We start from the raw sequence: 19,702 nt of genomic DNA, 5'->3' as shown, positions 1-19,702 counted from the left end.
TTTCAGGAAAAATGCGTAAATTCGCTTTTTTTGGTTTACAAAACTCGATTCAGTCTATATAATACTTTAAGGATTCTTCTAGAGACACGTCATTTTGTCTTTTTGTGAAGAAGTAGTATAATTATACTCAAAGGATTGCCAGCACCATGGCTTTGGTGCTGAGATTATTCTTGCGATAAAAACAGGAGGTTTCATTAATGGCAAAAGAAACATATGACAGAAGTAAGCCCCATGTAAATATTGGTACAATTGGCCATATTGACCATGGTAAGACTACTTTAACTGCAGCTATTACTAAAGTTTTAGCTGCCAAAGGTTTGGCTAAGGCCGAAGATTACGCTGATATTGATAAGGCACCTGAGGAACGTGAACGTGGAATAACGATCAATACTGCTCACGTTGAGTACTCAACTGAAAAACGTCACTATGCTCATATTGACGCTCCAGGACATGCTGATTACATCAAGAACATGATCACTGGTGCCGCTCAAATGGACGGTGCTATCTTAGTTGTTGCTGCAACCGACGGCCCAATGCCACAAACTCGTGAGCATATCCTATTGGCTCGCCAAGTTGGTGTTGAATATCTTATTGTCTTCCTTAACAAGACCGATTTAGTTGATGATGATGAATTAATCGACTTAGTTGAAATGGAAGTCCGTGAGTTACTTTCAGAATACGATTATCCTGGTGACGATATTCCAGTTATTCGTGGTTCTGCACTTAAAGCTCTTGAAGGCGATCCAGAACAAGAAAAAGTTATCCTTCACTTGATGGATGTTGTTGATGAATATATCCCAACTCCAAAACGTGATAACGACAAACCTTTCTTGATGCCTGTTGAAGACGTATTTACGATCACTGGTCGTGGTACTGTTGCTTCAGGTCGTATCGATCGTGGTACTATCAAGGTCGGTGAAGAAGTCGAAATCGTTGGTTTACAAGAAGAAGTTCTTAAGAGTACCGTAACTGGTCTTGAAATGTTCCGTAAGACTTTGGAATTTGGTGAAGCCGGCGATAACGTTGGTGTCCTTCTTCGTGGTATTAACCGTGAACAAGTTGTTCGTGGCCAAGTACTTGCAAAGCCAGGTTCGATTCAAACTCATAAGAAGTTTAAGTCTGAAGTTTATATCCTTTCTAAAGAGGAAGGTGGCCGTCATACGCCATTCTTCTCTAACTACCGTCCTCAATTCTACTTCCATACCACTGATATCACTGGTGTTATCGAATTAGCTAACGGTGTTGAAATGGTTATGCCTGGCGATAACGTAACTTTCGAAGTTGACTTAATCGCTCCAGCTGCCATTGAAAAGGGTACTAAGTTTACTGTTCGTGAAGGTGGCCATACTGTTGGTGCCGGAGTCGTTTCAGAAATTCTTGACTAAAACTCTTTAGTTTTAGGCCTAAAAGAAGAACTCGAAAAGTTAAACTTTTCGAGTTCTTTTTTCATGATTGTGTTTTTTGAGTATGAATTTTGGATAACTTTACCGTTAGAATGCGGTTATTGCTGGAAAGTAATTTACTTTTTGACTTGGATACGTTAAACTAAAATTTGTATGCAATTAATAGAATTGTAATTAAATAACATGAGGTTTCGGAGGAAATATAATGACTGCAAAATGGGAAAAGAAAGAAGCTAATCAAGGCGAATTAACATTCGAGATTGGCTCTGAGCAAATCAAAAAAGGTATTGATCAAGCTTTTGATCGAACAAAGAAGAATCTTTCAGTACCTGGATTCCGTAAGGGTAAGGTTCCTCGTCAAATTTTCAACCAAATGTATGGTGAAGAAGCTTTATACCAGGATGCTTTAAACATCGTTTTACCAGAAGCATATGAGCAAGCTATCAAAGAAACTGAAATCGACCCAGTAGACCAACCACAAGTTGACGTTGAGTCAATGGAAAAAGGCAAGCCTTGGGTTCTTAAAGCTGTTGTTACCGTTAAACCTGATGTAAAATTAGGCGATTACGAAGGCTTAAGTGTTCCAAAGCAAAACACACGTGTCTACCAAAAAGATGTTGATGCAGAAATTGAAAAGCGTCGCCAACAACAAGCAGAATTAGTCTTGAAAGAAGACGAAGCTGCCAAGAAGGGTGATACTGTTACAATCGACTTTGATGGTTCAGTTGATGGCAAGTCATTTGATGGCGGTAAGGCTGACAACTACGCCTTAGAACTTGGTTCTAACTCATTTATTCCAGGCTTTGAAGACCAATTAATTGGTCACAAGGCTGGTGAGGATGTTGATGTAAAAGTAACATTCCCTAAGGATTATCAAGCCGAGGACCTACAAGGTAAAGAAGCTACCTTTAAGACAACGATTCACGAAGTTAAGGAGAAGCAATTACCTGAACTTGATGATGAATTTGCTAAAGATGTTGATGAAGAGGTAGATAGTCTTGAAGAATTAAAGACTAAGATTAAAGATGAACTTAAGGATCAAAAGACTAAGGAAGCCCACGATGCTATTGAAGATGCTGCAATTACTGCAGCTGTTGACAATGCTGAAGTTAAGGATATTCCAGAAGCCATGATGCAAGAAGATATCCAACGTCAAACTGACCAATACCTTGCTAACATGCAACAACAAGGAATTGATCCTAAGACATATTACCAAATCACTGGGACAACAGAAGCTGATTTACGTAAGCAATTTGAAAATGATGCAGAACGTCGAGTAAAGACTAACCTTGTATTAGAGGCTGTTGTTGAAGATCAAAAGATTGAACCAACAGAAGACGATATTAAGGCTGAAGTGAAAGACTTGGCTGGCCAATATGGCATGGAAGAGAGTGCTGTACGTAGTGCACTTTCTGATGACATGCTACAGCACGACATTGCAGTTAAAAAGGCTGTTGATTTAATTGCTGATTCTGCAAAACAAGATGCAAAAAAAGACGAAAAGAAAGCTGACAATAAATAATTTTTAATTATTGATGAGGCTTTTATAGAAGACCTGTGAGAGCTAATTTATTTCTTTCATGGGTCTTTGTTGTATAATTTAATCATGAAGAGAAGCCTTTAGATGTTACTTTTTGATGATTGTGTTATATTGTTTATTCGTGAGGGTTCATAAAATTCATAATAGAAGGAGTGAGTTGCTTGTTTGAAAATACCGATACGAATGGTCCAGTGAATTGTTCTTTTTGTGGCAAGTCACAAGATCAAGTAAAAAAAATTGTTGCAGGTCCAGGCGTTTATATCTGTAACGAATGTATCGATTTATGTAAAGAAATTATCGATGAAGAATTTAGTAATGAAGAAGCTGCTGATTTCAAGGTACCAACTCCTCAAGAAATCGTTGACTCATTAAATGATTACGTAATTGGGCAAGAGGAAGCAAAGCGGACGCTCTCTGTTGCTGTATATAATCATTACAAACGAATTAATCAGTTAAACAAAGAAGAAGACGAAGATGGGCCAGAATTACAAAAAAGTAATATTAGCATGATTGGACCAACTGGTTCTGGTAAAACATTTTTAGCTCAGACCTTAGCTAAAATCTTAAACGTTCCTTTTGCAATTGCAGATGCAACAACACTTACTGAAGCTGGTTATGTTGGTGAAGACGTTGAGAATATTTTATTGAAACTACTTCAAAGTGCGGATTATGATGTTGAACGAGCTGAAAAAGGAATCGTTTATATTGATGAAATCGATAAGATTGCGAAGAAGGCCGAGAATGTTTCTATCACCCGAGATGTTTCTGGTGAAGGAGTTCAACAAGCTTTACTGAAGATCCTTGAAGGAACAACTGCTAATGTACCACCGCAGGGCGGACGAAAGCATCCACAACAGGAGTTTATTCAAATCGACACAACGAATATCTTGTTTATTGTGGGTGGTGCATTTGATGGAATTGAAACAATTGTTAAGAACCGATTAGGTGACAAAACAATTGGTTTCGGAACTGATTCAGCACGTAACAAAATTAACGAAAATCAGAGCTTTATGCAGCAAGTTGTCCCAGAAGACTTACTGGAATTTGGTTTGATTCCAGAATTTATTGGTCGTTTACCAATTCTAACGGCTTTAGAGAAGCTTTCTGAGGATGATTTGGTACGAATCCTTACAGAGCCTAAGAATGCTTTAGTAAAGCAATATACGAAGCTGATTGCACTTGACGGCGTTGAGCTAGAGTTCAAGAAAGAAAGCTTGCGCGAAATGGCAAAGTTAGCCATTGATCGTGATACTGGTGCTCGTGGTTTACGTTCTATTATTGAAGATGTTATGCGAGACATTATGTTTGATATACCAGGACGAGATGATATTAAGAAAGTCATTATTACACCAAAAACTGTTACGGAAAAGGCTGAGCCAGAGATTGTTTTGAAGAATCAAAAGGCTTCATAGCCCAATAATTAAGTCGGAATATTCTATTTCGGCTTTTTTTATTTGTCCGACGGTATGGTAGAATGGTATGAGGGAAAATGAAAGGACGCAAATGATGGAAGTAAATAACGTTGAACTCGTAATGAGTGCTGTATCACCAACTCAATATCCAACAACAGGTTATCCTGAAATTGCACTAGTCGGTCGATCAAATGTTGGGAAATCTTCATTGACTAACGTTTTGATAAACAGAAGAAGTTACGCACGGACATCTAGCCAGCCCGGTAAAACTCAAACTTTGAATTTTTATAAAGTTGAGGAAGACCTGTACTTTGTGGATGTACCAGGGTATGGCTATGCCAAGGTATCAAGGCAAGAACGAGAAAAATGGGGAGAAATGATTGAAACCTATTTAACTCAGCGTGAACAATTAAAAGGAGTTATCTCGTTAGTTGATGCACGACACGAGCCCTCTCAAGAAGACGTGCAAATGTATCAGTGGTTGAGCTACTATGAAATTCCAATCTTAGTTGTTGCCACTAAAAGCGACAAGATTGTGCGAGGCAAATGGAACAAACAAGAAAGTATCATAAAAAAGAAACTCGAATTTGATAAAAAAGATTCATTTATTATGTTTTCTGCTCAAACTAAAATGGGTAAGGAAGATATATGGAAATGGATTGAGACACAAGCATTTGGAGGTAACGAAGTTGGAATTTAATGATTATCAAAAGGCGGCTAATCGTACGCTTTATGGAAATGAACAAGTTTTAACTAACTGTGCTTTGGGTTTATCAAGTGAGGTTGGCGAGGTCGTTGATCTAGTTAGACAATATACCTTCTATAGTCAAAACTTGGATAAAAAAGCGTTGACGAAGGAAATGGGTGACGTGATGTGGTATCTTTCCCAAGTTGCGGAATGGGCAGATATTCCATTTGATAATGTCGCAAAAGATAACATTGAGCGATTAAATAAGCGTTATCCAAACGGATTTCAACAACAAAACTAAGAAGTAGAAACAGCTATCCTCATCGAGGATAGCTGTTTTTTTGGCTGAATTAACCAAAATATTCCGAATTTATGAATATATCTATGAATATTACGGTTTTTTATGTATAAAGATTGCATGTCATGTATAATAATGATATTCTCTTTTTATTATCAAATTCATTAAAAAATAATTAGAGAATGAGGGAATCAAAATGGAAGAGAATAAAAAGGTTGTTTTGGCATATTCTGGTGGACTAGATACTTCAGTCGCAGTGGCCTGGCTTAAAGATAAAGGCTATGACGTTATTGCTTGTTGTATTGACGTTGGAGAAGGAAAAGATCTCGACTTTATCAAACAAAAGGCTCTAAACGTAGGTGCAGTTGAAGCTTATGCGATTGACACATTGGATGAATTCGCTGAAAACTATGCCTTAGTCGCTTTGCAAGGTCATACTTATTACGAAGGCTCATATCCATTGATTTCGGCTTTATCTCGTCCTTTAATTAGTAAAAAATTGGTCGAAGTAGCTCATGAGCACGATGCAATTGCGGTTGCACACGGTTGCACGGGTAAAGGGAATGATCAGGTTCGTTTTGAAGTTGCTATTCATGCACTGGACCCTAGTCTTGAAGTATTATCACCAGTGAGAGATTGGCACTGGTCACGTGAAGAAGAAATAAAGTACGCTAAAGATAATAACATTCCGATTCCAATTGACCTAGACTCACCTTATTCTATTGATGCAAATATTTGGGGACGTGCAAACGAAGCGGGTGTGCTTGAGGATCCATGGGCAACAGCTCCAGAAGATGCTTATGCGATGACTAATCCCTTAGAAGAGACACCAAATGAGCCTGAGGTTGTTGAAATTGATTTTAAAAAGGGCGTTCCCGTTACCCTGGATCATCAAGAAATGAAATTAGCTGATATTATTCAAAAATTAAATAAAATTGCTGGCAAACATGGAATTGGCCGAATCGATCATATTGAAAATCGATTAGTAGGAATCAAATCTCGTGAAATTTACGAAGCTCCCGCTGCAACGGTTTTAATTAAGGCCCATAAAGAACTTGAAGACATGACATTTGAACGGGATTTAGCTCATTTTAAGCCAGTCATTGAAAAACAACTGACTGAACTTATCTATAATGCCTTATGGTTTTCACCACTAATGGACAGCTTATTGGCCTTCTTAAAACAAAGCCAAGAATCGGTCAATGGGACAATTAAGTTACAATTATTTAAGGGAAACGTGACCGTCTTGGGACGTAAATCTGACAACTCACTTTATGATAAAAATCTTGCCACTTATACCTCAGCTGATTCATTTGATCAAGAGGCAGCTAAAGGCTTCGTAAAGCTTTGGGGATTACCAACTCAAGTTTATTCACAAGTAAACATTAAAAATAAACAAAAAGCATTCCTAAACCAAATTGCACATGAAAAAACAGCAGAAAAAGTTTTAGTTTCCGGTCAAGAAAAGGACGAGAAGGTAAAGTATGAGCACTAAATTATGGGGTGGTCGTTTTCAAGAAGAAAGTGCCAGTTGGGTAAACGATTTTGGTGCTTCAATTAATTTCGATCAATTAATGGCGGATGAAGATGTTGAAGGGTCACTGGCTCACGTTAAAATGCTTGGTAAAACAGGAATTTTGCCTGATTCAGATGTTCAGCAAATTATTGTAGGTCTTGAAGGCATCCAAAGCGATTTACATGCCGGTAAGATTGAATTCTCAACTGTTAACGAAGATGTCCACATGAACATTGAATCGATTTTAACGGACAGAATTGGTCCGGTTGCAGGCAAACTTCACACAGCCCGCTCTCGCAACGATCAGGTTGCGACGGATTTTCATTTGTATTTAAAGAACCGATTACCAAAAATTATCGATGAAATTGGCATGGTTCAGAGTACGTTAGTTAAGCTAGCTGAAGAAAATGTTGAGACTATTATGCCGGGTTATACCCACTTGCAACATGCCCAACCAATTTCTTATGGCCATTATTTAATGGCATATTATCAAATGCTAAAGCGAGATAAAGAGCGATTTACTTTTAATGAAGAACATACAGACATGTTGCCATTAGGTGCTGCAGCGCTGGCAGGCACAACTTTTCCGATTGATCGTCAGTTTGTTGCCAGAGAATTGGGATTTAGTAAAGTATATGCAAATTCCCTAGATGCAGTATCAGATAGAGATTTTGCCTTAGAATTCTTAAGTAATGCTTCAATCTTAATGATGCATTTATCACGATTCTGTGAGGAGCTTAGTATGTGGGTGAGCTATGAATTTAACTACATTGAGCTCAGTGACGCTTTCACAACCGGAAGTTCAATCATGCCTCAAAAGAAGAATCCAGATATGGCAGAGCTTATTCGTGGTAAGAGTGGTCGAGTATATGGCCACTTGATGGGTCTCCTTGCGACAATGAAATCTTTGCCACTTGCTTATAACAAGGATCTTCAGGAAGATAAAGAGGGAACTTTTGACACAATCAAGACGATTCTACCATCCTTAAAAGTCCTGAACGGAATGTTGAAATCGTTAAAGGTAAATAAGGACAAGATGCATGCGGCAGTTGAAAATGACTTCTCTAACGCGACGGAGTTAGCTGATTATTTGGCAACAAAGGGGATTCCATTTAGGGAAGCGCACAAAATTGTTGGTGAATTAGTCCTTAAGGGAATTCAAAACCATCAAAACTTACAAGACATTTCATTGACGGATTATAAAAAAATAAATCCAAAAATTGACCAGCAAGTGTATGAAGTTTTGAAACCAACCATTGCGGTAGAACGCCGTCATTCTGAAGGTGGAACTGGATTTGATCAGGTTAAGAAACAAATTGAATTAGCGAAAGTAGAATTAAATCAATAAAAAATAAGGGCTAAGGCAAGCACTGAGCTTATCCTAGTCCTTATTTTATTTAACCATTTTTCGAAAATTAACTAATTATTTATGAAAATGATCGTCCCGATCAAGTAATGGCTTAGCCTTTTTGAGGTCCTTATGTGCTTCATCGTGCTTTAGAAATTTATCACGTTTAGCGTCTTTTGGATCCATTCGAGCAAATTTTCCAAACATAGCGTCTAAGTCATCTTGACGTTTAACTTTAATAGCCATTTCTCCATCTCCTTACTTTGACGCTATCATAGCAGAAAAAATGTTGTTTGTCATATGGTTTGCCATCTGAGTCAGAATCTTATAAAACATTGAAATATTGCTATCAGGAAAATTGAAAAATAAAGAGGAATAGAATAATGAAGGAACTAAAACAGTTATTAATAATGATGGCAATGGTCATAGTGGGAATTACTGCAATGTCTATGGCGCCAAGTAGCGTTCATGCTGCGACGGATAATTCACTTGCAGCAGTACAAAAAAAGGGAACTTTGGTATTAGCGACGAGCCCTGATTATCCGCCATATGAGTTTCAGGTTAATCAAAAAGGTAAGAGCAAAATAGTAGGGATGGATGTCTCAATCGCAAAGAAAATAGCGAAAGACATCCACGTCAAACTAGTGATTAAGAGTATGACGTTTGATTCGTTGCTGGTTGCCCTTGAAACCGGTAAAGCGGATATGGTTTTGGGAGGAATGAATCCAACCCCATCTCGTCGACAAAGCGTTGATTTCTCAGACATTTATTATATGGGTGGGCAAGACTTCCTTATTAATAAAGCGGATGCAAGCAAATATCCAAATCAAAAATCGTTAGCAAACCAAAAAATTGGGGCTCAAACGGGGACACTACAATATAATTTGGCAAAAAAATATATCCCTGGAGTTACGATTAAGGGAATGGATAAAGGAACAGATTTGGTATTAGCACTTAAAACGCATAAATTGGAAGCAGTAGGGATGGAAAAGCCAACGGCAGAGGCATACGCCAAGAACGATTCCAGCGTTATTGCGATTCACTCTTCCTATAAGTTAGATAAAAATAGTACGGGTTCCGCCATTGCGTTTAGAAAAGGTTCTGATAGTCTAGTTGCGGCCGCAAACAAAAGTATTCGCGAAATAAAGAAAGATGATCTAATTAATAAGGTTTATTTGAATCAAGCTGGAAAATATTTGAAAGTTAATACTGCGAACACCTCAATGGGCCATTACTGGAAGTATTTCGCAGAGGGGGTTGAATATACCCTAATCATAGCAGCTGTTTCAGGAATCATTGGTGTTTTATTGGGAGTTATTTTAGCCTTAATGCGACTTGCCAACAATAAACTATTGAAGGGAATTGCAGTGGGGTATATTGAATTTGTTCGTGGGACACCACTTATGGTTCAAGTCTTGTTCGTCTACTTTGGTGTTGGGGTTATCATCAATTTACCTGCACTCGTTTCAGGAATAATAGCAGTTTCCCTAAACAGTGGAGCGTATATAGCTGAAATTATTAGAGGTGGAATTGACTCAGTTTCTAAGGGGCAAGACGAGGCAGCAAAAAGTCTGGGATTGTCGAAGACGGATATCATGCGTTCCGTTATTTTACCTCAGGCACTTAAAAATATTTGGCCAGCGTTGGGGAACGAATTTATTTCGCTCATCAAGGAAAGCTCGATTGTGTCGATTATTGGGGTTACTGATTTAATTTATCAGCTAAATATCGTGCGTGCAGACACTTATCGTGGCGTTATGCCAGTGTTTGTAGCGATGGTTCTGTACTTTATTTTGACGTTTGGACTGACCAGAATTTTGAATCATTTCGAAGGGAGGATGCAACATGACTCATAATGCGGTAATTGAAGTAAAAGATTTAGCGAAAAAGTATGGGAAAAATGACGTTTTAAAGAACATTTCCGAGGAAGTTCATGATGGACAAGTTATCTGTGTGATTGGTCCTTCTGGGGCAGGGAAAAGTACGTTCCTTCGTTGCCTGAATAAGTTAGAGTCGCCAACAAAGGGCCAGATTAAGTTTAATGGGACCGAAATAACGACGCTATCTGAAAAAGAACTAAGTACGGTGCGTGAAAAAATGGGAATGGTTTTTCAAAATTTTAATTTATTTCCGAACATGACGGTCATTCAGAATTTAGCACTCGCCCCAATTAAGGTTAAAAAAATGAGCAGCCAAGACGCTGAAAAAGAGGCCCGTTCATTACTCAAACGGGTTGGCCTAGAAGAAAAAGCAAATGCATATCCTGATAGTCTCTCTGGAGGTCAGCAACAGCGGGTAGCAATTGCCCGGGCACTGGCAATGAATCCACAAGTAATGCTTTTTGATGAGCCTACTAGCGCTTTGGACCCAGAGATGGTTGGAGAAGTACTTGCAGTGATGAAAGAGCTGGCCGAAGAAGGAATGACAATGGTCGTTGTGACCCATGAAATGGGATTTGCTAAGCAGGTGGCAGATGAAATTTGGTTTATGGCGGACGGTTATATTCAAGAACAAGGGACGCCGACTGAAGTATTTGATCATCCTAAAACTGACCGAGCAAAAGATTTTATTAGTAAGATTATTAATAGTTAGTAGTGGCATAAAGGGTCGGAATAATATTATTCCGATTCCTTTTTGATTCAAGATGTGATAATTGAACCAAACGTTTATTCGGGTTATAATAAAATAGCTGAATTTAAAGACTATAGGGGGGATTTTGATGGCTTCAGAGCATATTGAACATAAGCTAGCACTACTTCCTGGACTTCCTGGTTGTTATTTGATGAAGAACATAAATGGCAAAATTATTTACGTTGGGAAGGCAAAAAATTTAAAGAATCGGGTGCGGTCCTATTTTAAAAGTCATCATGATGGGAAAACGGCCCATTTGGTGTCTGAAATAGCTGATTTTGAAACGATTATTACCTCCACTGATAAAGAAGCCTTTCTTCTTGAAATTACATTAATTCAAAAACATCAACCACATTACAATATTAAGCTCAAACAGGGAACTGGCTACCCATATATTAAAATTACGAATGAACGTGATCCGCAATTGAAGATTGTTAGTAGCGTTCGTAAAGATGGTGGGTTTTACTTTGGACCTTATCCAAATGTTTATGCAGCTGAAGAAACGTTACACTTCCTTGAAAAAGTTTATCCGTTGCGACGTTGTAATGGTTACCAGCATCGTCCTTGTCTTTACTATCACATGGGACAATGTCTGGGGGCTTGCTTTAAAGAGGTCCCAGTTGAGGAATATGAAGAGCAAATAAAGAAAATAAAATCTTTCTTAAATGGTAATGTCGCAGATGTAAAGAAAGATTTGAAAATAAGAATGGATAAAGCAGCGCAAAGCATGGAATTTGAACGAGCAGCAGAATTGCGCGATCAGATTCACTACATCGAAGTCACTGTTGAAAAGCAAAAAATTATTTCAAATGACCGAACACCGAGAGATATTTTTAACTTCTACTTTGATAAAGGGTGGCTTTCAATTCAGGTATTCTTTATTCGCCAGTCGCGCCTAATGAAACGTGAAAAACGGCTATTCCCAGTTGTTAACGATGCTATTGAGGAAATGACCACTTTTATCCTTCAATTTTATAATCGGAAAAATAATGTGTTACCACGAGAGATACTGGTTCCAAAAGAAATTCCCCACGAAATTCTAAGTGATATTTTACAGTTACCAGTTAGAACTCCAGTCAGGGGAGAAAAGCGATCATTGCTAGAAATGGCCGGTAAGAACTCCAGACTCGTGCTAGAAGAGAAGTTTCGTTTACTGGAACTTGATGAGCAGAAAACGGTTGGCGCAATGGAAGAGATTACTAAGGCACTAGGAATTGCGCCTGGCCATAAAATTGAGGCGTTTGATCATTCTCATATTCAAGGTGCTGATTTAGTATCCGCGATGGTCGTCTTTATTGATGGACAACCTAATAAAAGCTTGTATCGTAAATATAAATTGCGAACGGTGGATCACGCCGATGAAGCTGCCAGTACACGTGAAGTCATTCGACGGCGTTACACACGTTTACTGAAGGAGCACGCTAAGATGCCAGACCTCGTTTTGATGGATGGTGGCGATATTCAACTTAATGCGGCAAAAGATGTGATGGAAAATGAACTGGGCTTAGATATCCCAGTTGCTGCAATGGTTAAAAATGATAAACATAAAACAGCAGATTTACTTGCAAGTGAAGGTGATACGCCGCTTCATTTTGATCCAAAATCTCAAGGGTTCTATTTGCTTCAAAGAATTCAGGATGAGGTTCATCGATTTGCAATAACATTTCATCGGCAAGTTCATTCAAAGCATTCTTTGAGCTCTAGACTGGATGATATTCCAGGAGTTGGCCCAAAAACGAGAAATAAATTGCTTAGAAAATTTGGATCAATCAAAAAAATTGCTGAAGCCGCTCCTGATGAATTAAAAGAACTTGGTATTTCAACCACAGTTGTCGACACCATCAAAGTAACGCTAAAGCAGAATGAAACCAGCCAATAACCAACTATGAAGCAGTTGGAGAACATGTTATAATCTTGGGGATAACAACTTCGGAAAAAGGAAAAACGTCAGATAGAGAATGAGGAATATAAATGTTTGTAGATCAAGTAACAATAAACGTAAAAGCTGGTAATGGCGGCAACGGAATGGTTGCCTTTAGACGAGAAAAGTACGTTCCAAATGGTGGCCCAGCCGGTGGCGATGGCGGCCGTGGCGGCAACGTTGTCTTTAGAGCAGACGAGGGGCTAAGAACCCTGATGGACTTTAGATATAATCAAAAATTTAAAGCTAATAGTGGAACCAATGGTGGTATAAAAGGGATGACAGGCGCAGGAGCCGATGATCGGATTATTCGTGTCCCTCAAGGAACAACTGTAATCGATGAAGAAACCAACGCTGTTATCGGTGACTTGGTAGATTCTAATGATCAGATTATTGTGGCCGCAGGTGGTCGCGGTGGAAGAGGTAATATTCGATTTGCCTCACCAAAGAATCCGGCACCTGAGTTTGCAGAAAATGGTGAACCAGGAGTAGAACGTCGAGTTAAACTTGAACTTAAAATGTTGGCCGATGTTGGGTTGATTGGATTCCCATCGGTTGGAAAGTCGACGTTACTGTCAGTTATTACAAGTGCAAGGCCTAAGATCGGAGAATATCACTTTACGACATTAGTCCCTAACTTAGGGATGGTAAAGCTTGATGATGGCCGTGATTTTGCTGTTGCAGATTTGCCCGGTCTGATTGAAGGGGCTGCAGATGGTGTTGGCCTAGGAATTCAATTCTTGCGTCATATTGAACGAACTCGTGTGTTGCTTCATTTAATTGACATGAGTGGGGCAGAAGATCGCGATCCATTTGATGACTTTCACAAAATTAACGATGAGTTAAGGAAGTATGATGAAGGCCTTCTTGATAGACCACAAATTATTGTGGCGACAAAGATGGATATTCCAGAGGCTGCGGAAAATTTAGAAGAGTTCAAAAAGCAGCTTGCGGAAGATACAACATTACCAAATCAACCGCAAATCTTTGCCATATCGGCTGTGACTCATAGCGGACTGAAGCAATTAATTATTCAAACTGTTGAGTTATTGGATAAGACGCCTCAATTCCCAGTTAAGGGTCTTGATGATTTGGAGACAGAAGAAGATGTTATTCCTGAGAACGTTCCAGATTTTGAAATTAATCAAGATGAAGATGGAACCTGGGTATTAACTGGTCAGCGAATTGAGAAATTATTCCAAATGACAGATTTAAACCATGAGGCTAGTTTAACTAGATTCTCAAGGCAGATGCGTGGAATGGGTATCGATGATGAACTGCAAGAAATGGGTGCAAAAAATGGTGATCTTGTTCAAATTGAAGATTTCACTTTTGAGTACGTGGAATAGAGTTGTCATTGGCAAATAGGGGCCGATAAAAAGGGGAAGTTTTAATGGAAAAGACAAATGAGCGACGACTTAAAAATAGTCGTTACATCACTGGCTTTGATGGTATTAGGACGCTGGCGGTAATTGGTGTCATTGTCTATCATTTGCTACCGTACCGACTTCAAGGGGGATATCTAGGAGTACCCATTTTCTTTGTGGTATCTGGATACTTGATTACGGATTTACTTTTACAAGAATATGAACAAAACCGACGAATTGATTTAGTGGGTTTTTATGAACGGCGATTAAAGCGGTTGTATCCGGCACTGGTTGCAATGGTTTTAGCAACTGCCGCGTATATTACGCTGTTTCAGCGAAGTCTTCTGACCGGGTTAAAAGATATCATTTGGACTAATTTCCTGTACATTTATAATTGGTGGGAAATTGGTCACGGACAGTCCTATTTTGATAGATTTAATGGTGAGTCTCCGTTTACTCATTTATGGTCACTTTCGATTGAAGGCCAATTCTACTTTATTTGGCCACTGCTCTTAATTGGACTGCTTGCACTCTTTAAGCAACGAAAGCAGATTTTTCAAATTTTACTTTCATTAGCAATTTTGTCCGGAATTTTGATGGCAGCTTTAACAATCGGCGGTGCATCATCCAATCGGGTTTATTACGGGACTGATACTAGATTATTTGCTGTTCTGTTTGGTGTTGCGCTTGCGTTTGTTTGGCCGGCTACTAAGTTAAAACCAGTCATCTCGCAAAGGTTGCGATTTACATTAAACGGTGTGGGCGTGGCTAGTCTAATCATTATTATTGCGATGTTTTTCTTAATGTCAGGTCAAAGCCGATTCACCTATGTTGGTGGGATGTTCCTTTTCACTATTTTCTCAACGATTTTAGTTGCCACAATCGCCCATCCGGGTGCGGATATGAATCGATTATTTTCCAATCCCGTTTTCAGTTGGGTAGGAAAGCGGAGCTATGGTATTTATTTGTATCAATTTCCAATTATGATTTTTTACGAAGCCAAAATGACTAATATTGCAGCTCATCCACTTTTTCACGCGGCTATCGAAGTTATTTTAATTTTAGTAGCAAGTGATCTTTCATATCGATATCTAGAAGGGCCACTTCGAAAGTATCACTATCGTCATATAGGTACTTCGATTCGAAGGTTTGTTAAGAAGCAGTCTCCGTATGGATGGAAACGTCTATGGTTGGTTCCCGCTATCTTAATCCTAATTGTTGCCATGACGGGTGCTGTGACGAAGCCAAGTCGAGCAAATCAAGGCGATTTGGCACTTCAAAAGAAAATTGCTACCAACACAAAAGCTGCCAATGCACGCAATAAAGCAATCAAGAAAAAACAAGCCGAATCTAAAAGCTCCTCACAAGCAACTGAAAAGCTGGAATCTAAAAAAACTGCCAGTCTAACTGGTGAGGAAAAAGCAATTGCAACGGATTATCAACTATCTAAAACTGAATTGGACAAGGCTAAAGTTATGAAAGTGACAGCAGTGGGTGATTCAATTTTGGCGGATAATTCAGCAGATTTGCAACGGATTTTTCCACAAATGATTATTTCTGCAAAAGTTGGACGTCAAATTTGGGATGCTCCCGATGTTATTAAGGGGCTGGCTGCGAAAGGTCAGTTAAATGATACGGTTCTGATTAATCTAGGTACGAACAGCCCAATGTCTGATGATCAACTGGATGACGTTATGAAGGCAATTGGTCCTAAACGGCATGTCTATTGGATTAATACGCATGTGCCAACGCGAAATTGGGAACGTGAAGTTAATCAAAAACTGCAGGAAGCGCCTGCACACTATGATAATTTGAAGATTATTGATTGGCATTCAATTAGTAAAAATCAAAGTAAATGGTTCTATGATGACCACGTTCACCCTAATCCGACGGGTAACAAATATTTGGCTGGTTTAGTTGCTAGATCAATGACAAAAACTGAGAAATAAAAAAAGACAAAATCTTGAAGTGAACCCCAAATATTGGACGAAACTTTAAGCAACTTTCTGGGTGGTAAGAGTTCGGTATTTAACCGGACTCTTACCACCCAGTTTTGTTTTAATTCTAGAAAAATTATAATATTGAATCCAGCTCGATATTGCTGAAGTTAACTCTTCAAGCGTATTGAGCTCTTTTTGATAGTACACTTCTGCTTTCATTATGTGAAAGAAGCTTTCCATTGCGGCGTTATCTAAACAGGTTGCTTTTCGAGACATACTTTGAATAATTCGACGTCGTTTCAAAATCTGAACCCAACGAATATTCTGATATTGGAATCCTTGGTCTGAATGGATTGTTGTGCGATAACCTAATTGTTTGGGAATGCGATTGATTGCTGACTCTAAAACCTTTGTCGTGAATGTCACAGTTGGATTTAAAGAAATATTATAGCTAAGTACTTCGCCAGAAAACAAATCATAGATACACGTAAAATAAGCACGCTCTTCAATCGTTTTCTTGCCCCAACGAATTTCAGTAATGTCTGTCGTTAATTTTTGATAAGGACGATCTGACATGAACCGGCGGTTAAGTCTGTTTTTCGCAATAGTGCCAACCGTTCCTTTATAAGAATTATACTTTCGAGATTGTTTACTAAAGGCAGTCGACAGTAGGTTTAATTCTCGCATCAAGCGTAATACTTTCTTGTGGTTAACGAATATACCCATTTCGCGTAATTGCCCAGTAACCTGACGATAACCCGCCGCAGGAGCCTTAGTCTTGAAATCAGTAATTGTTTGTTTAAGTCCCGCGTCTTTGTCGCTATCAACGGCAACGTGACTTACAGCGTAGCTGTATGTACTTTTGGCCATTCCAACTACTTTGAGGATCTTGACAAGCTTATAGCTCGACCTTAATTCTTGGATGATTTGTGCTCGTCGTCTTGTTGTGATCGAACCAAGGCCTTCAATTTTTTTAGATATTCGTTCTCAATCTTTAGTAATTCGTTCTCTTCGCGTAAATGTTCTAGTTCACTTTGCTTCTTAACTTTCTTGTTTTGTTTATTCGTTGGCATTAGCTTTGGTTGCCCCTTACCACGATACAAGGCATCAACACCATTTCTTTCGAAAGAACGTTGCCATTGCCAGATTGTGGACGGCGCAGAAATATCGAAGTTAAGGGCAGTTTCAGTTAAGGACGCCTGGTTCGTTTTCATCCATTTTAAAACATTTACCTTAAAGGAGCCATCATAAACTTTTCCTGGTCTTCTAACTTCAAGTCCTTCAGTACCGAAATGTTGATATTGTCTGATCCATTTATTAACGGTTGTATAACTTTTGATCTGGTATTTACGAGCGATTAACTTAAGTCCGAGCGAAGTGGTCAAATAGTCTTGAACAACCTTAAATTTAAATAGTTTAGTGTATTTTGTCATAGTAAAACCCCCGGTATTGGATTTGGTCCAATACCGGGGGTTCACTTCAATCTTCCTGTGCAGGTCGATTTTGTCTTTTTATTATTCCAATTGTAATTGAAGAGTTGCTGGTGTTTTAGCAATTTGGGAACCGGTAGAATTATATCCACCAGAAAAACTGATTGAAACGGGATTAAGCTTTTTCAAACGATCATTAGGTAGCAGTGCCATGGCAAAAAAACTTTTTGATGAATTCGCCTTGATTTGTTGGCCGGCACTTGAATCACTCAGTCCAGACGCAGAACTAACTGTTCCTGCATTATTAAACTTAATTCGACTGACACCATCTATTAAAATAGGTTTGTTTAAATAATTAGTGACCGTGAATTTTAGCTGAAGCGTGGTATAAGAAGATCCTATCTTTACGGTAGAAAAGGCAGTTTCTGCTGCATCGACTGCTCGACTAGTAGTCGCTTTATTCTGATAAATTTTATGGTTGGTCAGTTCATATTTAATTTGCTTATTTTGGGTGATTAAATGACTCGTTTTACTGCTTTTTAGGGTGAGCTTAGTTCCTAACGAATCATAACTAAATTGATTAATTTTAGTCAATTTACCACTCTTAACGTATTGTTCACTCTTTTTATCCTTTGATGGAACGGAAAAGTTGGCTTGAGTCTCGTTCTTCGAAGCTTGAAGTTTACTTGATTCGCTTGCTTTAGAGGATTCGGAAGTTTTTACTGAATTGTGACTGCTATCATTCTCTGATGGTTTGCTCGTAGATTGACATCCTGCCAAAAGGAGTAATGGCAGCAATATTGCGGTTACTAAAAACTTTTTATTCATGGATGGTCTCCTAATTAATGATAATTTTATTTCCTTCAATTTTGAATCCATAAACCCGAGTCGGCGAATCTTTTTTTACAAAAATACTAAGAGATTCGGACAATTCTTTCGTGATATTAAGTAATGAGGTTAAGGATAGCGGTTCTTTGTCACCACCTAAGAGTACCAGAGTATTTTTATTTAGGAAAGTATCGACAACCGGTAATTGTTTACCGAGATACTCGACGTATATTAGTAGGTCAGGTCTTAGATCAGAGCTCATTATTCGAAAGTCTGAAAGCTGCATTTTATCCTCAATTCCGCGATTAATAAATCGCAATTTCCTATATGTATGCTACAATTGATAAGGCAAAAATGAAAGTAAAATTTAAATGGATTAATTATAAAAGTAGACTATTAAGTTAGAAAAGGATAACAATATGCAATTAGAATTCTTAGGAACTGGTGCAGGTGTACCAGGAAAGTTTAGAAACGTTTCAAGTCTTGCTTTAAAGCTCCTGGAAGAGCGGAACTCAGTGTGGCTCTTCGATTGTGGAGAAGGGACACAACAGCAAATACTTCGAACAACATTAAAACCGAGAAAGATTGATAAAATATTTATCTCACATTTGCATGGGGATCATATTTTTGGATTACCTGGCTTGTTAAGTAGCCGCTCATTTCAAGGTGGAGAAACACCGTTAACGATATACGGACCAAAAGGAATTAAAAATTTTGTCATGACGAGTTTACACGTCACAGAAACAAAACTGTCCTATTTTATTAAGTTTGAAGAGTTAGAAAAGCCTGGGGAAATTTATGATGATGATAAATTTACCGTCTATATGGCACCTTTAGATCATAAGATAGATTGTTTTGGCTACCGAGTTGTTGAAAAAGATCATCCAGGTGAGCTAATGGCAGATAAGGTAAAGGCAGCCAACGTTCCCTTTGGACCACTTTACGGTCGACTTAAGAAAGGGGAAACGGTTGAACTCCCTGATGGTCGCGTTTTAGATGGTCAAGATTTTATTGGTAACGCACAAAAAGGCCGAATTATTACCGTTATTAGTGATACGAGAAAAACGGCTAATATTGCAGAGCTTGCGACTAATGCTGATGTATTAGTTCATGAAAGTACTTTTGGAAAAGGTGAGGGCAACTTGGCCTATAACTATTATCATTCAACTAACATCCAAGCTGCTCAAGTTGCGAAGAAGGTGGGCGTTAAGAAACTTTTACTAACGCACATTTCAGCAAGATATACCTCTAAAATGGCGCATGAACTTGAAAAAGAAGCCAAAAAGGTATTTTCAGACACTAAAGTTGTGAAGGATTTTGATGAGATAGAAGTTCCATTTGATAAATCTAGACATTAATGGGAACAACTCGCAAAAAATC

16 protein-coding genes are annotated in these 19,702 nt (G+C 38.5%); 13 read left to right on the top strand and 3 right to left on the bottom strand.

Annotated features, from left to right (window positions below; translation table 11 throughout):
• Window positions 1-197: 197 nt before the first annotated feature.
• The 7 genes from tuf (at window position 198) to argH (ending at window position 8,205) form a co-directional block, all read left to right on the top strand.
• Window positions 198-1,385: an elongation factor Tu gene (tuf, locus tag FGL90_RS00685; RefSeq protein WP_010620049.1), complete on the top strand. Its 1,188-nt coding sequence runs from the start codon at window positions 198-200 to the stop codon at window positions 1,383-1,385.
• 223 nt (window positions 1,386-1,608) lie between these two features.
• Window positions 1,609-2,925 (top strand): trigger factor, encoded by a 1,317-nt coding sequence (tig, locus tag FGL90_RS00680; RefSeq protein ID WP_010620048.1) that lies wholly within the window; start codon window positions 1,609-1,611, stop codon window positions 2,923-2,925.
• A gap of 179 nt (window positions 2,926-3,104) precedes the next feature.
• A complete protein-coding gene (gene clpX / locus FGL90_RS00675; protein ID WP_010620047.1) occupies window positions 3,105-4,355 on the top strand; it encodes an ATP-dependent Clp protease ATP-binding subunit ClpX in 1,251 nt (416 codons plus the stop codon).
• Window positions 4,356-4,449: 94 nt separating this feature from the next.
• Window positions 4,450-5,055, top strand: coding sequence for a ribosome biogenesis GTP-binding protein YihA/YsxC (yihA, locus tag FGL90_RS00670; RefSeq protein ID WP_029327563.1), 606 nt, complete (start codon window positions 4,450-4,452; stop codon window positions 5,053-5,055).
• Window positions 5,045-5,344 carry a nucleoside triphosphate pyrophosphohydrolase family protein gene (locus FGL90_RS00665; RefSeq protein WP_010620045.1) on the top strand — a complete coding sequence of 100 codons (300 nt, stop codon included), beginning with the start codon at window positions 5,045-5,047 and terminating at the stop codon, window positions 5,342-5,344. Before yihA ends, FGL90_RS00665 begins: the two co-directional genes overlap by 11 nt.
• Before the next feature lie 193 nt (window positions 5,345-5,537).
• Window positions 5,538-6,836, top strand: a complete 1,299-nt coding sequence (locus tag FGL90_RS00660; RefSeq protein WP_010620044.1) for an argininosuccinate synthase — start codon at window positions 5,538-5,540, stop codon at window positions 6,834-6,836.
• The gene (gene argH / locus FGL90_RS00655) at window positions 6,826-8,205 is read left to right on the top strand and encodes an argininosuccinate lyase (protein ID WP_147656475.1); all 1,380 of its coding nucleotides are present in this window, start codon (window positions 6,826-6,828) and stop codon (window positions 8,203-8,205) included. Before FGL90_RS00660 ends, argH begins: the two co-directional genes overlap by 11 nt.
• A gap of 75 nt (window positions 8,206-8,280) precedes the next feature.
• Here argH and FGL90_RS10355 read toward each other — a convergent pair whose 3' ends face one another.
• A complete protein-coding gene (locus FGL90_RS10355; protein WP_010620042.1) occupies window positions 8,281-8,451 on the bottom strand; it encodes an SPJ_0845 family protein in 171 nt (56 codons plus the stop codon).
• Between the two features lie 137 nt (window positions 8,452-8,588).
• Between FGL90_RS10355 and FGL90_RS00650 the strand changes: the two genes are divergently transcribed.
• The 5 genes from FGL90_RS00650 to FGL90_RS00630 all read left to right on the top strand — a co-directional run bounded on the left by FGL90_RS00650 (window position 8,589) and on the right by FGL90_RS00630 (window position 16,073).
• Window positions 8,589-10,061: an ABC transporter substrate-binding protein/permease gene (locus FGL90_RS00650; protein WP_010620041.1), complete on the top strand. Its 1,473-nt coding sequence runs from the start codon at window positions 8,589-8,591 to the stop codon at window positions 10,059-10,061.
• A complete protein-coding gene (locus FGL90_RS00645; RefSeq protein ID WP_147656474.1) occupies window positions 10,051-10,797 on the top strand; it encodes an amino acid ABC transporter ATP-binding protein in 747 nt (248 codons plus the stop codon). Before FGL90_RS00650 ends, FGL90_RS00645 begins: the two co-directional genes overlap by 11 nt.
• 127 nt (window positions 10,798-10,924) lie before the next feature.
• Window positions 10,925-12,715: an excinuclease ABC subunit UvrC gene (gene uvrC / locus FGL90_RS00640; RefSeq protein ID WP_147656472.1), complete on the top strand. Its 1,791-nt coding sequence runs from the start codon at window positions 10,925-10,927 to the stop codon at window positions 12,713-12,715.
• Window positions 12,716-12,807: 92 nt separating this feature from the next.
• Entirely contained in the window at window positions 12,808-14,106 is a 1,299-nt protein-coding gene (gene obgE, locus FGL90_RS00635; RefSeq protein WP_010620038.1) for a GTPase ObgE, read from the top strand.
• A gap of 44 nt (window positions 14,107-14,150) precedes the next feature.
• Complete coding sequence (locus tag FGL90_RS00630) at window positions 14,151-16,073, top strand: acyltransferase family protein (RefSeq protein WP_147656470.1); 1,923 nt, start codon at window positions 14,151-14,153, stop codon at window positions 16,071-16,073.
• 45 nt (window positions 16,074-16,118) lie between these two features.
• On the opposite strand, the gene FGL90_RS00625 is transcribed toward FGL90_RS00630, so the two are convergent.
• Window positions 16,119-17,497, bottom strand: a protein-coding gene (locus FGL90_RS00625) for an IS3 family transposase (RefSeq protein ID WP_147656468.1) whose coding sequence is annotated in 2 segments (ribosomal slippage) — window positions 16,119-17,008 and window positions 17,008-17,497 — 1,380 coding nt in all. Because the reading frame shifts where the segments join, the coding sequence is not laid out codon by codon here.
• An 81-nt stretch (window positions 17,498-17,578) separates the two neighbouring features.
• A complete protein-coding gene (locus tag FGL90_RS00620; protein WP_010620036.1) occupies window positions 17,579-18,322 on the bottom strand; it encodes a hypothetical protein in 744 nt (247 codons plus the stop codon).
• A gap of 419 nt (window positions 18,323-18,741) precedes the next feature.
• Here FGL90_RS00620 and rnz point away from each other — a divergent pair, with 419 nt between their 5' ends.
• Window positions 18,742-19,680: a ribonuclease Z gene (gene rnz, locus FGL90_RS00615; RefSeq protein WP_010620034.1), complete on the top strand. Its 939-nt coding sequence runs from the start codon at window positions 18,742-18,744 to the stop codon at window positions 19,678-19,680.
• Window positions 19,681-19,702 lie beyond the last annotated feature (22 nt).

Origin of the sequence: Secundilactobacillus malefermentans (assembly GCF_008033155.1) — a bacterium.
Lineage (GTDB): Bacteria > Bacillota > Bacilli > Lactobacillales > Lactobacillaceae > Secundilactobacillus > Secundilactobacillus malefermentans.
This window is presented reverse-complemented; position numbering and strand designations above follow the sequence as displayed.

Coding starts and splice junctions, on each gene's coding strand:
- tuf (WP_010620049.1), top strand. CDS start 198: ATGGCAAAAGAAACATATGACAGAAGTAAGCCCCATGTAAATATTGGT.
- tig (WP_010620048.1), top strand. CDS start 1,609: ATGACTGCAAAATGGGAAAAGAAAGAAGCTAATCAAGGCGAATTAACA.
- yihA (WP_029327563.1), top strand. CDS start 4,450: ATGGAAGTAAATAACGTTGAACTCGTAATGAGTGCTGTATCACCAACT.
- FGL90_RS00660 (WP_010620044.1), top strand. CDS start 5,538: ATGGAAGAGAATAAAAAGGTTGTTTTGGCATATTCTGGTGGACTAGAT.
- argH (WP_147656475.1), top strand. CDS start 6,826: ATGAGCACTAAATTATGGGGTGGTCGTTTTCAAGAAGAAAGTGCCAGT.
- FGL90_RS10355 (WP_010620042.1), bottom strand. CDS start 8,451: ATGGCTATTAAAGTTAAACGTCAAGATGACTTAGACGCTATGTTTGGA.
- FGL90_RS00650 (WP_010620041.1), top strand. CDS start 8,589: ATGAAGGAACTAAAACAGTTATTAATAATGATGGCAATGGTCATAGTG.
- FGL90_RS00645 (WP_147656474.1), top strand. CDS start 10,051: ATGACTCATAATGCGGTAATTGAAGTAAAAGATTTAGCGAAAAAGTAT.
- uvrC (WP_147656472.1), top strand. CDS start 10,925: ATGGCTTCAGAGCATATTGAACATAAGCTAGCACTACTTCCTGGACTT.
- obgE (WP_010620038.1), top strand. CDS start 12,808: ATGTTTGTAGATCAAGTAACAATAAACGTAAAAGCTGGTAATGGCGGC.
- FGL90_RS00630 (WP_147656470.1), top strand. CDS start 14,151: ATGGAAAAGACAAATGAGCGACGACTTAAAAATAGTCGTTACATCACT.
- FGL90_RS00620 (WP_010620036.1), bottom strand. CDS start 18,322: ATGAATAAAAAGTTTTTAGTAACCGCAATATTGCTGCCATTACTCCTT.
- rnz (WP_010620034.1), top strand. CDS start 18,742: ATGCAATTAGAATTCTTAGGAACTGGTGCAGGTGTACCAGGAAAGTTT.